The 14,230-nt window shown below is 38.3% G+C and carries 14 protein-coding genes and 1 riboswitch; of the genes, 12 read left to right on the top strand and 2 right to left on the bottom strand.

Annotated elements, in window-relative coordinates; translation table 11 throughout:
* Nucleotides 1-375: 375 nt before the first annotated feature.
* Entirely contained in the window at nt 376-762 is a 387-nt protein-coding gene (locus AB1498_12635; protein MEW6089138.1) for a type II toxin-antitoxin system death-on-curing family toxin, read from the bottom strand.
* A complete protein-coding gene (locus tag AB1498_12630; GenBank protein MEW6089137.1) occupies nt 759-1,001 on the bottom strand; it encodes an AbrB/MazE/SpoVT family DNA-binding domain-containing protein in 243 nt (80 codons plus the stop codon). The genes AB1498_12635 and AB1498_12630 overlap by 4 nt, the downstream gene beginning before the upstream one ends.
* Nucleotides 1,002-1,147: 146 nt before the next feature.
* Nucleotides 1,148-1,381: riboswitch (cobalamin riboswitch) on the top strand.
* Between the two features lie 222 nt (nt 1,382-1,603).
* Between AB1498_12630 and cobU the strand changes: the two genes are divergently transcribed.
* The 12 genes from cobU (at nt 1,604) to AB1498_12570 (ending at nt 14,173) form a co-directional block, all read left to right on the top strand.
* Nucleotides 1,604-2,131 carry a bifunctional adenosylcobinamide kinase/adenosylcobinamide-phosphate guanylyltransferase gene (cobU, locus tag AB1498_12625; GenBank protein MEW6089136.1) on the top strand — a complete coding sequence of 176 codons (528 nt, stop codon included), beginning with the start codon at nt 1,604-1,606 and terminating at the stop codon, nt 2,129-2,131.
* A 2-nt stretch (nt 2,132-2,133) separates the two neighbouring features.
* Nucleotides 2,134-2,403 (top strand): cysteine-rich small domain-containing protein, encoded by a 270-nt coding sequence (locus tag AB1498_12620; protein MEW6089135.1) that lies wholly within the window; start codon nt 2,134-2,136, stop codon nt 2,401-2,403.
* Nucleotides 2,369-3,442 carry a nicotinate-nucleotide--dimethylbenzimidazole phosphoribosyltransferase gene (gene cobT / locus AB1498_12615; GenBank protein ID MEW6089134.1) on the top strand — a complete coding sequence of 358 codons (1,074 nt, stop codon included), beginning with the start codon at nt 2,369-2,371 and terminating at the stop codon, nt 3,440-3,442. Before AB1498_12620 ends, cobT begins: the two co-directional genes overlap by 35 nt.
* Before the next feature lie 46 nt (nt 3,443-3,488).
* Complete coding sequence (gene cobS / locus AB1498_12610) at nt 3,489-4,238, top strand: adenosylcobinamide-GDP ribazoletransferase (protein MEW6089133.1); 750 nt, start codon at nt 3,489-3,491, stop codon at nt 4,236-4,238.
* Nucleotides 4,239-4,246: 8 nt separating this feature from the next.
* Entirely contained in the window at nt 4,247-5,326 is a 1,080-nt protein-coding gene (gene cobD / locus AB1498_12605; GenBank protein MEW6089132.1) for a threonine-phosphate decarboxylase CobD, read from the top strand.
* On the top strand, nt 5,313-6,860 hold the full coding sequence (locus tag AB1498_12600; protein MEW6089131.1) for a cobyric acid synthase: 1,548 nt from the start codon (nt 5,313-5,315) through the stop codon (nt 6,858-6,860). Before cobD ends, AB1498_12600 begins: the two co-directional genes overlap by 14 nt.
* On the top strand, nt 6,857-7,807 hold the full coding sequence (gene cbiB / locus AB1498_12595) for an adenosylcobinamide-phosphate synthase CbiB (GenBank protein ID MEW6089130.1): 951 nt from the start codon (nt 6,857-6,859) through the stop codon (nt 7,805-7,807). The genes AB1498_12600 and cbiB overlap by 4 nt, the downstream gene beginning before the upstream one ends.
* Nucleotides 7,789-8,703: a helical backbone metal receptor gene (locus tag AB1498_12590; GenBank protein MEW6089129.1), complete on the top strand. Its 915-nt coding sequence runs from the start codon at nt 7,789-7,791 to the stop codon at nt 8,701-8,703. Before cbiB ends, AB1498_12590 begins: the two co-directional genes overlap by 19 nt.
* Nucleotides 8,704-8,721: 18 nt before the next feature.
* Nucleotides 8,722-9,729, top strand: a complete 1,008-nt coding sequence (locus tag AB1498_12585) for an iron ABC transporter permease (protein ID MEW6089128.1) — start codon at nt 8,722-8,724, stop codon at nt 9,727-9,729.
* An 83-nt stretch (nt 9,730-9,812) separates the two neighbouring features.
* Nucleotides 9,813-10,646, top strand: coding sequence for an ABC transporter ATP-binding protein (locus AB1498_12580; GenBank protein MEW6089127.1), 834 nt, complete (start codon nt 9,813-9,815; stop codon nt 10,644-10,646).
* Between the two features lie 197 nt (nt 10,647-10,843).
* A complete protein-coding gene (locus tag AB1498_12575; GenBank protein MEW6089126.1) occupies nt 10,844-12,802 on the top strand; it encodes a TonB-dependent receptor in 1,959 nt (652 codons plus the stop codon).
* Between the two features lie 195 nt (nt 12,803-12,997).
* Complete coding sequence (locus tag AB1498_12570; GenBank protein MEW6089125.1) at nt 12,998-14,173, top strand: homocysteine biosynthesis protein; 1,176 nt, start codon at nt 12,998-13,000, stop codon at nt 14,171-14,173.
* The last annotated feature ends 57 nt before the right edge of the window (nt 14,174-14,230 follow it).

Genomic DNA, 14,230 nt, shown 5'->3' with positions numbered 1-14,230 from the left:
ATTGCGCAATGAAGAGGATAACTGTGTGTCTATACCGAATAATTTTTGTTGGGGAGAAGTTTTTTTATACATGACTCTTTATAGCATAGTATAATTTCTAAATCAAGAGTTACTTCTCAGGAATCAAAGTATGAATTTATTAACGGTTAATCATTTCAAAAAAAACAGGGAAGATTTTATTTGACGGCTCGGCTGAAGATGAGGGTTAAGGGGAAATCGGCGCGTTCAAATCTATTACTATTTGTTTCTATCCAAATATAATTATAGACAAAACCGTAAAAAATGCCTTTTATTTTAATATTTTCACGATTATGTCGACAAAAGCGTGAAAAGGTAAACTTTTGGCAAAAAATAAAAAAAGACAGATTAATATGGCTAATTTTTTATAATTGAATGTTTTTTGAACCAATCCGCGATTTTTTCAATCTGGATTTTCCGGGCGGCGATTTTCAAAGTAAATTTTTCAAGTTCTTCATTTGAAGCTTTCAGTAAATAATTATTGCGTGCCAGGAAAAGCGAGCCGGAAGTTATCGCCGTTCTTTTATTGCCATCGATAAAAGGATGATTTTTAATTAATGAATGCGTCAATGCGGCGGTTTTTGTGAAAATATCAGGATAAAGGTCATTTCCGCCGAATGTTGATATAGGGCGTGCCTGCGCGGATTTAAGCAGTGAGGTGTCCCTGACTCCATGGCTCCCGCCGGTTTCTTCGATTAACCGGTAATGAATAAATAAAATTTGTTCAGTAGTCAGGTATTTCATTTTTTCGCAAGTTCTTTCAAAGCGGGTTTATATTGCTGGATAAATTCCTTGACCTGTGACGCGAACTCCGGATCTATCGGTTCGTGATAAGATTTTACAGACTTTATGATAATTTTTTTGTTTTTCTCCTCAAAACTTAATTCAATTTCATCGCCGGTTGTCAAATTCGCTTTTTTAAGGATTTCTTTTGGTATCAAAACCCCCTGGCTATTGCCGACAGAACATATTTTTCTTAACATGATTTTGCCTCCATTTCTTCTAAGGTTATTACAATGTTATAACATCGCAATAAAATTGTCAAGTGATATTTGGGAAAAAATATCAAAAAGGATTTTAGGCAAGATATCCATTAATTTTAATTGACTTTTTTTTGTTTTTATATATAATAATTTTTGAAATTACAGGTTCAGGGAAGCCGGTTGGAAACCGGCGCGGTCCCGCCGCTGTAATCCGGTCCTTTTTGAAGAGATGATGCGTAGAAGCGCAAAAGCGTGGATGCGTGAAAGAGAAGAGGAAGCTTTTAGCGATTGTTTGCCACTGTCCCGATGTGAAATCGGGGTGGGAAGGCTGCTGAAAGTGCCGGAAAGCCAGAATACCTGCCTGTACTTGCGTAGAAGCGTTGAAGTGTGAAGCATAGACGCGTATTAAGAATTTTAGCGCATATACGCATCAACGCATATACACGTTTACGCGTTTCCTCGAGGAAAGGGTGAAGTTAAATCAGGGTGCAACCCTTAGCATCAATATTTTGGTGTTAAGGGTTTTTTATTTTCTTCACTGTTGGAAGTGAAGAAAATAACCCTCCGAAGCTTTAGCAAAGGAGGGTATTCGGAAAGCAAAGATGAATAAATTTATCTTTATTTTTGGCGGGATAAAAAGCGGGAAAAGTTCTTATGCTGTTCAATTGGCAAAAAAGCTGGGCAAAAAGGTTGCATTTATCGCGACGGCAACCGCTTCTGATGAAGAGATGAAAAAGAGGATCAAACTCCATAAATCCTCAAGGCCTAAAACATGGAAGACTATTGAGGAAAATGAAGATGTTACTGGGATGATAGAGAAAACAGGTAATGAATATGAAGTAATAATAATTGATTGTCTGGGTTTATTAGTGTCTAATTTGTTTCTTAAAGAATTAAAAGAACCGGAGATAATAAAAAAAATTAAAAAATTAAAAAATGTTGTTTCAAAAAGCAAGCGGACTGTAATTTTGGTTTCTAATGATGTGGGTAGTAGTTTGGTTCCGGATAATCCGCTGGGAAGGCGGTTTGCGGATTTAATAGGATTTGCTAATCAGATAATGGCAAAAAACGCGGAAGAAGTAGTTTTTATGCAGGCGGGAGTTCCCGTAAAAATAAAGAGTAGGAGCTAATAATGATAAGCAGAGCTAACAAATTCTGTAAATTTTATCCATGCCATGAAGGATTGGAAGACTGCACGTTTTGTTATTGCCCGTTATATCCTTGTGGAAATCAACTCAGGGGGGAATATGTTTATTCAATAAAGTTTAAGAAAAATATCTGGTCGTGCGAGCATTGTAACTGGATACATAAAAAGAAAACTGTAGATAATATTTTTAAAATAATCCGGAAAAACAAAAGGAGAATAGATGCAGATACTAAAAGAAACAATAAACAGGATTAACAAAATAGACAATTCTTTGGCGGGAAAAACCCAAAAAAGGCTGGATAATCTTACCAAGCCCCAGGGGAGTCTGGGAAGGCTTGAAGACCTGGCTAAACAGGTAGTTGAAATTACAAGGATTGATAATCCGTTGTTAAAAAGTAAGGTTATTTTTACAATGGCGGGAGATCATGGAGTAACGGAAGAGGGCGTAAGCGCGTTTCCTAAAGAAGTGACGCCCCAGATGGTTTACAACTTTATAAATGGCGGAGCGGGGATAAATGTGTTGGCAAGGCATGCGGGGGCGAGGGTTGTTGTGGTGGATATGGGAGTGGCTGAAGAGTTAAAAGTTAAAAGTGAAAAGTTAAAAGTGAAAAAAGTTAATTTAGGGACGAAGAATTTTACGAAGGGGAATGCAATGACAAAAGAAGAGGCGATTCGGTCTATTGAGGCTGGGATTGAAATATTTGAAGAAGAATTAAAAAATGGGATCGATATTGCAGGGACAGGTGATATGGGGATTGGCAACACAACTCCTTCAAGCGCGATTGTTTCATCGATTACAGGGTGCAAGGCCGAAGATGTTACGGGCAGGGGAACGGGGATTGATGATAAAGGATTAGCGAATAAAATAGAAACAATCAAGAAAGGCCTTTTAATAAATAAACCAAATCCAGAGGACGGATTGGATGTTTTGTCTAAGGTCGGAGGCTTTGAAATCGGAGGGTTGGCAGGCGTGATTCTTGCGGCGGCTTCACACAGGGTGCCGGTTGTTATTGACGGTTTTATTTCAGGAGCGGCGGCGCTTGTTGCCTATACAATTGAGCCTAAAACTAAAGATTACATGATTGCTTCGCATTGCTCTGTTGAAAAAGGCCATAAAGTTATTTTGGATTTTATCGGGTTAAATCCTGTTCTAAACCTCAACTTAAGACTGGGGGAAGGAACAGGCGCGGCGCTTGCGATGACTGTGATTGAAGCGGGTGTAAAGATTCTGAATGAAATGGCGACATTTGAAAGCGCGGGTGTATCGGAAAAAAGCATAGAGCATGGAGCATAGTGCATAGAATTGTAGGGGCGAACCCATGTGTTCGCCCAAAATAATTATGAAACATTTTCTAATCGCATTGCAATTTTTAACCATTTTTCCCATTAATATCAATGGTGAATTAAGGGAAGAAGATTTCGGCAAATCTTTAACTTATTTCCCGGTTGTTGGCGCGATCATTGGGCTTGTTCTGGTTTTAAGCCTTTTCACTTTACGATTTTTGCCAATACAAGTTGAAAGCGCGCTGATTCTGATTATTTCGATTTTTATTTACGGAGGGATGCATCTTGATGGTTTTGCTGATACCTGTGACGGTTTTTACGGGGATAAAGAGCTTTCGAAAATTTTAGAAATTATGAGGGACAGCCATGTTGGCGCGATGGGTGTTATTGGCATTGTGTGTCTTATAATTTTAAAATATTCACTTTTCACAGTTTTGCTGCCGTTTGAAAATTTCTGGAAAATAATTTTTTTAATGGCGGTATTCAGTAAGTTCATGCAGGTGGCCGCCTGTTATAAAACCAATTATCCGCGTAAAGAAGGCAAAGCAAAATATTTTGTCGGCAAAACAACATACAAACAATTGGTTTTTGGACTAATTTTTACAGTGGGCCTATTCACAGTATTGCTAAAAATAAATGGAATACTAATATTTATATTGTCAGCAGTTACAATATTATTTATAGTAAACTGGTTTAAGAGAAAAATAGGCGGAATGACGGGGGATACGATAGGTGCGGCAAGTGAAATCAGCGAGGTTATAGTTCTTTTATTTAGTTTAGTTTTGGTTTTATTTAAGGATTTTTAGAGGGGAAAATGATAAATCGAATTCACGGCGGGAATATATGGCTTTATCCTGAAAATAAAAGGCTGGTTGATTTCAGCGCAAATATAAATCCTCTGGGTATTCCTAAAAGTTTAAAGATTAATATTATAAGAAATATTGACAGGTTGATTAATTATCCTGAACCGGAATCAACCGGTGTCAAAAAGCTTTTAGCGGCTTATCACAACATAAAAGAAGATAATCTGATCGCGGGAAACGGGTCAATAGAACTTATTTATTTAATCCCAAGGGCCTTAAATATTAAAAACGCTTTGGTTATTACACCGGCATTCAGCGAATATGAGTTTGCGTTAAAGGCAAATAAATCAGGTATTGTTTTCCATAAAACAAAGGAAAAAGACAATTTTAAGATTGATATCCAGGCAGTAGAAAAGCTGCTTAAAAATATGGATGCAGTTTTTTTGGGCAACCCGAATAATCCGACGGGAAATTTTTTGGAAAAAGATGAACTTTTTGAATTGGTTAAGTATTGCGAAATAAATAATAAACTTATGGTAGTGGATGAAGCTTTTATTGGGTTTCTTTTTAATGGTGAGGAATTTAGTTTAATAGAGAAAGTTAATAGAACAAAAAATTTAATTGTAATAAGGTCGTTGACAAAATTGTATGCGATTCCCGGGTTAAGAATCGGATACGCGGCAGGACATAAAGATTTAATAAAAATGCTCCGCGGCATTCAATACCCGTGGAACGTGAATTTATTCGCGCAGGCTGCAGTAAAAGATATTTTAGAGGCAGACAAATATATTAAAGATACCAGGAAAAATATTTCCACCGAGAAGGATTTTTTATTCAATAATCTCAGGAAAGCAGAGGGTGTTAAAGTATTTTGCCCAAGTGTCAATTTTATATTATGCAAACTTCGAAACAGAAAAATCAAAAATGCAGATGAATTAAAAGATAAACTTATTTCAAAAGGCATTTTGATCAGAAGCTGCGGGAATTTCAGGGGATTGAATAATGAATATTTCAGGGTCGCAATTAGAAAACGGCGTGAAAATATCAAATTAATTAAAGCATTAAAGGATGTTTTGGGTGAAAAAAGCTAAAGCTATTCAGGTCTGCGGGACCGGTTCAGGTGTCGGGAAAAGCGTAATTACGGCTGGACTTTGCAGAATATTTTTGCAGGATGGTTTCATGGCCTGCCCCTTTAAAGCACAGAATATGGCATTGAACTCATATGTCACGAAAGAAGGAGGGGAAATCGGACGGGCGCAGGCGGTCCAGGCGCATGCCGCGGGTATTGAGCCTTCTGTTGAAATGAACCCTATTTTAATTAAACCGAACACCGATACATGCGCGCAGGTAATTGTATTAGGAAAACCGCTCAGAAATATGGAGGCTGTCCAGTATATAAAACATAAAAAAAGCCTGGTAAAGACAGTCCATAAGTCTTTTGATAGGCTGATCAATAAATATGAAGCTGTTGTTATCGAGGGGGCGGGAAGCCCGGCTGAGGTAAATTTAAAGTCGCATGATTTTGTAAATATGAAAATGGCGGAATACGCCAGAGCGCCTGTTATCCTGGTTTGTGATATTGATAAAGGCGGGGCGTTAGCATGGGTGGTCGGGACGCTGGAACTGTTGACCGGAAGGGAAAGAAACAGGGTAAGGGGAATAATAATAAATAAATTCCGCGGGGACATAAATCTTCTTAAACCAGGGATAAAATTTCTGGAAAAACGCACAGGGATAAAAGTTCTTGGTGTGATTCCGTATTTCCGTGATGTAAGGATACCGGAGGAGGATTCGGTGCCGATAGAAAGCATGGTGCATCCTCCACGGCGGACAAGTGGAGCAAAGAGAGTAGAGCAAAAAGAGAAGAAGGAAAAATTATTGGACGTGGCGGTAATTTATTTACCTCACATTTCCAATTTTACTGATTTTGACCCGCTTGAGAAAGAACCTGATGTGTTATTGCGATATGTGAGAAGTCAGGGAGAATTAGGCAATCCTGACATTATAATCCTCCCCGGAACAAAGAACACAACCGGTGATTTGCAATATCTCAGGAAATCAGGCTTTGCTGAAAAAATTTTATTCACGATTCACGGTTCACGGTTTACGGTCCTGATCGGTATCTGCGGCGGGTATCAGATGCTTGGTAAAAAAATATTTGATAAATATGGCATAGAATCTAAAAATAAAGAAATTGACGGATTAGGATTATTGCCTATTGAAACAAATCTGCAAAAAGAGAAAACTCTGACACAGGTAAGAGGTAAGCATTTAAAATCTGGTTTAAATATCTCCGGTTATGAAATACATCATGGCAAAACGAATGTTCCAAAAGGTTTTAAACCATTATTCCAAATTTTAAGTAAAGAAACAAATGATTATGACGGGATGATAGATAAGAGTGGAAGAATTATAGGAACGTATATCCATGGATTGTTTGAAAGTGATAAGTTCCGAAGGGATTTTTTAAACAGGATTAGAATTGCAAAGGGATGGGAACCTTTAAAAACAGAGACAAATTATGACCAGGATATAGAATTTGATAAACTGGCGAATGTGCTGAGAGAGAATTTGAATATGGGTTTGATTTATAAAATGTTAGATTTAAGAAAAAGGGTTGTATGATTGAAAGGATAAATATTGTTATTTTAGCCTACATATTGGATTTGATATTCGGCGATCCGGGATGGCTGCCTCACCCGGTAAAAGGCATCGGTTTTACAGCAGGTAAATTGGAACCGGTCATGCGTAAATTGATAAAAAACGAAAAAACCGCGGGTGTCATTTTTAATATTTTAATTGCCGGCGGCGTTTATTTGTCAGTATATTTTATTGATAAATATCTTTATTCAATAAATAAAAATTTGGGCCTGGTTTTTTCTGTTTTTTGCGTGTATACAGCTCTGTCAATAAAGGATTTGAAAGATGAAAGCATGTCCGTTTATGATGAATTGGAAAATAATAATATAAAATCAGCACGTGAGAGGCTGGGTAAAATTGTCGGGAGAGATACGGGTAACCTGGATGAAAAGGAGATCATAAGGGCGGCTGTTGAAACTGTCTCGGAGAATATCGTAGATGGTATAATTTCCCCTCTTTTTTACGCTTTTATTGGCGGCGCACCTTTAGCTTTGGCTTATAAGGCAGTTAATACACTGGATTCAATGGTCGGTTATAAAAATGAAAGATACAGGGATTTCGGGTGGTTTTCTGCGAGAGTTGATGATGCCGCGAATTATATACCGGCGAGATTGTCGCTTTTATTTCTGCCTTTAGCAGGTTTTTTGGCGGGAAAAAATATGTTTAATTCATGGAAAATTATAAGAAGAGACGGCGATAAAAATCCGAGCCCAAACAGCGGAATACCGGAAGCGGCAGTCGCAGGAGCTTTAGGAGTAAGATTGGGCGGAGCAAATTTTTACAATTCCGTAAGTATTACAAAACCATTTATCGGAGACGGGATAAATTCGTTGGATAAAAAACATATAAAAGAGAGTATTTTTATAGCGTATATTTCCTCCGGTTTGTTCCTGTCATGCGGACTATTTTTATTATGGATTTTAAAAAAATAAGAAAAGTTTTAGTCTTGATTTTATTTGTATTTTTTGTTTTTCAGCAGGGAAATTTTTCAGGGAACCCATTAAGAATAATATCTTTGGCGCCGGTATTGACTGATGAACTTTATCTTTTGAATGTTCCGGATAAACTTATCGGGTGCACGGTTTACTGCAAAGCAGAGGACAGGATTGAACGTGTAGGGACTGTAATGGAGGTTAATCTTGAAAAAATTATGAGCCTTAAACCCGATTATGTACTGGCGTCAAATTTAACGGATGTGAACGCCGTCAAAAAACTTGCCGAAGTGGGTGTGAATGTTGTTGTTTTCCCTCTGGCAAAAAATTATGAAGAACTGTGCGGGAATTTTTTAAAACTTGGGAAAATAGCGGAGAGAGAAAAAGAAGCCAAAGAGATTATCAGCGATTCAAAAAAAAAGGTGGATTTACTAAAAACAAAAGTCAGAGGTACCAGGAAAACAAGTGTTTTTGTCCAGTTAGGTTCAAAACCCTTATTCGCGTTAACCGGCGATATGTTTGGCAATGATTTTATTGAATTTGCGAATGGAATAAATATAACAAAAGGCTTAAAAAGCGGGCTTTATTCAAGAGAAGAGCTTCTGAAGAATGATCCTTGCGTGATTTTGATTTCAGACATGGGGATTACAGGCGAAGAGGAAAAAAAAGAATGGGAAAAATACAGCATGCTTCAGGCAGTAAAAAATAAGAAAATTTTTATTATTGATTCATATGCGCTTTGCAGCCCGACACCTGTAACATTTCCTGAAACTCTAAAATTTATAGCGGAATTATTGCATCCGGAGATTAAAACTCTAAATCCGAAACTGAAAAAAACAACTCCCCCAATCCCCTCTTTTTTAAAAAGGGGGCAGGGGGAGTTAAAGTCTAAGTAAGATGAATTTTTAATTATCATGAATAAAAAATTAATAAATTGGTCTTTTTACATTTTTTTATTAAGTGTTTTTGCCGTATCGGCAGGGATATTTTCTCTTTTTACAGGTTCGGCAGAAATACCTTTTGGCAAAATATTTTCTTTGCTTTTCACAAGAGAGAATACAACTGAATACAGCATTATTTTTGATATCCGCCTCCCGCGCATTATACTGGGTTTTGCCGCGGGTTCAGCGTTAAGCCTTAGCGGTGTAATACTCCAGGGAATGTTCAGAAACCCTCTGGTTGAACCGTATACGCTGGGAATTTCAGGCGGTGCGGCGCTCGGCGTGTGTTTAAATATTATCTTTAAAATAAACAAAATGGCGGGGTTTTGGACACTGCCTTTCTCAGGCTTTATTGGCGCGGGATTAATAATTTTTTGTCTTTATCTGTTAAGTTCGAAAAAAGGTATTGTAAAAATTCATGATTTACTGCTTTACGGCATAATGGTAAGTTTTATATCATCGTCTCTCCTGATGTTTTTAATGGCGGTTTCGCGCAGTGAAGATTTGCAGAAGATTATTTTTTGGATGATGGGTTCCCTTGATGAGACAAACTGGGATTTAATTTATTTAATGGCTTTGGTTTCTTTCCTGGGGCTTGTAATATCATACTTTTATTCCGCTGATTTAAATGCTTTTGTTTTGGGAGAAGAGGATGCCCGCCATTTGGGAATAGATACGGAAAAGGTTAAAAAATATTTATTTTTGCTTACATCAATCCTTGTCGGCGCATGCGTATCAATTGCGGGGACAATAGGTTTTGTGGGGCTTGTAATCCCGCACCTGGTACGGTTAATTGCCGGCAGGGACTTCAGGATAGTTCTTGTATCATCATATCTTGCCGGGGGAGCGTTTCTTATTTTGTGCGATACTTTGGCAAGAACCGTAATTTCGCCGTTGGAACTGCCGGTAGGAGTTATAACAGGTATTATAGGCGGAGGCCTTTTTATATATGTTTTTGCCGGGATGCAAAGAACTGAATAACGAAAAAACGAAAGGACAGAAAAAGTATAAAATTTAAAAGTTTTTAAATTCTTCGGTTTTTTGGTCATTCAGAGAGGAGATATATGCTCGAAATCAGGAATTTAACCTGCGGGTATGAAAATAAAATAATTCTACAGGATGTCGATTTTGAAATGGACGAAAGTGAATTTTTTGGAGTTATAGGACCGAATGGTTCCGGAAAGACCACATTTTTTCGCGCGATAACGAAAATTGTAAATCCCGTGCGGGGAAGTATTTTATTAGATGGATTTGATATAAATAAAATGTCTTGCATGGAATTGGCAAAAAATATTTCCGTGGTTTCTCAAAATGCGAATATGGATTTAATGATGACAGTTGAAGAATTCGTGTTTCTGGGAAGGATCCCGCATAGAAAAAAATTTCAGTTTTTTGAAACACGGCATGACGAAAAAATTGCCTGCGATGTTATGGAAATAACAGACACCTTAAAATTCAGAAACAGGACTTTAGGAAGTTTAAGCGGAGGAGAAAGACATCTGGCTTGTATCGCAAGGTCACTTTGCCAGGAGCCCAGATTGCTTCTTCTGGATGAACCTACAAATCAGCTTGATATAGCGCATCAGGTAAGGATTATGGATTTGATTAAAAGAATGAACAGGGAACGAGGCATTACGGTAATTATTGTTTTACATGACCTGAACCTGGCGTCTGAATACTGCGGCAGGCTGATGCTTTTTAATAACGGAAAGATACACAAAATTGGGATGCCGGAGGAAGTTTTAACCTACCAGACTATCGAAGAGGTTTATAAAACTATGGTTCTTGTTGAAAAAAATCCGGTATCAAAAAAACCGTATGTATTTTTGGTTTCAGAAAATAATAATGTTAATAATAAGAAAGGGGAGTCCGGATTTGAAGGAGGTGAAGATATGTAATTTATAATTTGTTGTCGAAGTATATGTTAATAATAAATATTTACTAAACTAAACCAAATAGGCAAAGGAAGTCTCCGTGATCCGCCTGTGTCGGAAATTCGGAACGCTGCCCTGCAACGGTAATACCTGCCTGAGGCGGGTTAGCCCGGACGATTGCCTGTTATGGAATGTATTCTCACGGGAGAAGAAAGGAAAAGATGAAAAGAATTATTTCTGTTATTTTTGTTTATTTGTTTGTTATATTTTTTAATATTGTATCGGCCCAGGATGAAGATTATGAAACTTGGACAATCAGGGTCAAAGAAAGCGATGTCCAGTGCAGAATTACAAGTATGGAAGAAATTGTTACAGCCAACAGGACAGCCACTCCGAGGAAGCTTGTCGCAAGTTCATATACAGTAATTACATCCGGTGAAATTGAGGATAAAAAAGAAACAAATGTTGTCGAGGTGTTAAAAAATATTCCCGGTATAACTATTGCCCAGACTGGCAGTTTCGGCGGGAACGCCTCTTTATTTATCCGCGGGGCAAATACCGAGCATACCTTGATAATGATTGACGGCATTGAAATGAATGACCCGATATCCATGGGACGTTCATATAATATGAGCAACCTGACACTGGAGAATATTGAAAAAATCGAGATTATACGCGGACCCCAGAGTCCGATTTACGGTTCAGATGCCATAGGGGGCGTTATTAATATAATCACAAAAAAGGGGACGGGAAAAAAAAACGTTTTAAATGCGGCGGCCGGTTCATTTAAAACATTCCGCGAATCTTTTGGAATAGAAGATGCAATCGGGAAATTCAGATATTCATTCGGAATTTCCCGTATCGATACCGAGGGTATTTCATCCGCGGGAGAACAATATGGAAACACGGAAAAAGACGGATATAGAAATACGTCAGGGAGTTTAAAATTCGGGTTTACATCAGGAGACGGCATTAATACGGATTTGGTTCTGAAATATATTGATGCTGTCCAGGATCTTGATAACGGCGGTGGACAGGGTAAGGATGATGTAAATTATACGGGTAAAACCAAAGAGTTTTACGCGGGTTTAAAAAGCTCAATACCCGCGCTCGTGAAAGACGGGGAACAAAATATTAACATTTCATTTTCCCGGCATAACAGGACGTACAAAAACGAAAAGGACCCTGCAAACCCGGATGATTTTTTAGACGATTTTTATTCTTCGCAAATCCGGAAAATTGACTGGCAGCATAATATGTTATTCGCTTCAAAAAATAATTTTTTAATCGGGCTGGAATATGAGGAAGAAAGAGGAAAATCAACCTCCTATTCGGAAAGCTCATGGGGCCCGTTTACCTCTGATTTTTCCCTGAAGACGTCCGGAAACAAGGCGGTTTACCTTCAAAATCAAGATGTTTTTAATGATAAATATTTTGTTAATTTTGGAACGAGATTTGACAGCCGTGATAAATTTGGTTCGAAGCTTACCTATAGAATTGCACCCGGGGTTGTTCTGGATTCTAAAGGGAGCAAGTTAAAAGCCAGTTATGCCACCGGTTTCAAATCACCTTCGCTTTACCAACTTTATTCCTCTTACGGAGATGAAAACCTCAATCCTGAAAAGACAAAGGGGTGGGACGCGGGAATTGAACAGAATTTTCTGGATGAAAGGATATTTTTTGATTTAGTTTATTTTTCAAATGATTTTTCTGATTTGATTGATTATGATTTAGCGGCATCTAAATATAAAAATATTTCAGAGGCGGAAACAAAAGGGCTGGAATTGAATTGCATGCTTAAATTAGTAAATAATTTAACAGTCAATATCAATGGCATGCACTTAGATGCTAAAAATTTGGTAAAAGATGAAAATCTGTTAAGAAGGCCGAAATACAAATATGGAATAGGCGCGGCCTATAATTTTAACAAAAACGGCATATTAAATGTTAATTATTCATATACAGGGAAAAGAGATGACAGGGATACCTCTGTATTTCCGGCGCAAAAGGTAGTCCTTGATAGTTTCGAATTGCTTAATGTTTCTGTGTCATATTTAATAATCGGGAATTTTGAAATGTTTGCAAAGGCCGATAATATTTTTGACAGGAAATATGAAGAAGCTAAAGGGTACGGGACACCCGGTTCATCTTTTTACGGCGGTATTAAGATAAATTATTAACCGGATGTTCGGCTCGTTGTGGATTATCCGGGTTTCAGAGTGGAGGCATATCTTTTAAGGATATGCCTCTATTTTTTTTACTAAGCCTTTAAGTAAAAAACACTTGACAGGGTTTTTTATATCGTGTTAAACTATACAAAATTGATATAGTTAATATACTTTGATACTTTTAATAATTTAATAAGGAGTACAAATATGTCAACAAAAACCTATGAAGAGATTAATGAGAAAATCAGGCAGAAAAAGGCGGTGGTAGTGACCGCGGAAGAAGTTATTTCAATGGTGGAAGAAAAGGGTTTAAAGAAAACAGCGCAGGAAGTTGATGTTGTTACCACAGGGACTTTCGGCCCAATGTGTTCAAGCGGGGCCTTTTTGAATATTGGCCATTCAAAACCTAAAATAAAAATTCAAAAAGCATGGCTGAATGATATAAACGCTTACGCGGGATTGGCGGCTGTAGACCTTTACATCGGCGCCACGGAAATTCCTGACAGCGACCCCGGGACATTTGAATACGGCGGCGGCCATGTCATCGAAGATTTGTTAGCGGGCAAAGACGTAAAATTAAAAGCTATCGCGTATGGAACAGACTGCTATCCGAGAAAGGAATTGAAGACACTGGTTAACCTTAAAGACATAAACCAGGCAGTGCTTACCAATCCGAGGAATTCATACCAGAATTATAACTGCGCGATTAATTTAGGAGAAAAAACCATATATACATACATGGGGACTTTAAAGGGAAACGCCGGTAACGCGAATTACTGCAGCGCGGGGCAGTTGAGCCCGCTTCTAAAAGACCCTTTTTATAAAACAATCGGTATCGGTACAAGGATTTTCCTTGCAGGCGCTCAAGGCTATGTTTACTGGGAAGGAACACAACACAGTCCTACAGCTAAAAGGGGAGAAAACGGAGTGCCGCGGAGCCCGGCTGGAACCATAGCGGTGGTCGGGAATCTTAAGGAAATGAGTACCCGCTATCTAAAAGGTGCGACTTTCGTAAAATACGGCACTACTATTATTGTGGGCATAGGAATCCCGATACCTATACTCAGCGAGGAAATCTTAAAATACGCGGCAATTCCGGATAAGGATATTTATACCCAGATAGTCGATTACAGCCGCGATTATCCGCAGGGTGTAGCCCAGTCTCACGGGGAAGTCAATTACGCCCAGTTAAAAAGCGGAAAAATTACATTTAAAGGCAGGGAAGTTCCCACCGTGCCGCTTTCAAGTTACGCGATGGCAAGAGAAATAGCAGGTGTTTTGCAAAGCTGGATAAGAGAAGGCAGGTTCTTTTTGAGTGCGCCAGCGAGGACACTTGATTTAAACGATAAATTCAAACCGCTGATTGAACGGCCGTTTGAATAAACCCAGAGCACTAAGTATGGCCGGGTTTTAAACCCGCCCTTACAGATTTTACAGGAG

This window comes from bacterium (genome assembly GCA_040754625.1).
Lineage (GTDB): Bacteria > JACRDZ01 > JAQUKH01 > JAQUKH01 > JAQUKH01 > JAQUKH01.
The sequence above is the reverse complement of the archived record's forward strand: the minus strand, read 5'-3'. Positions and strand labels throughout refer to the sequence as shown.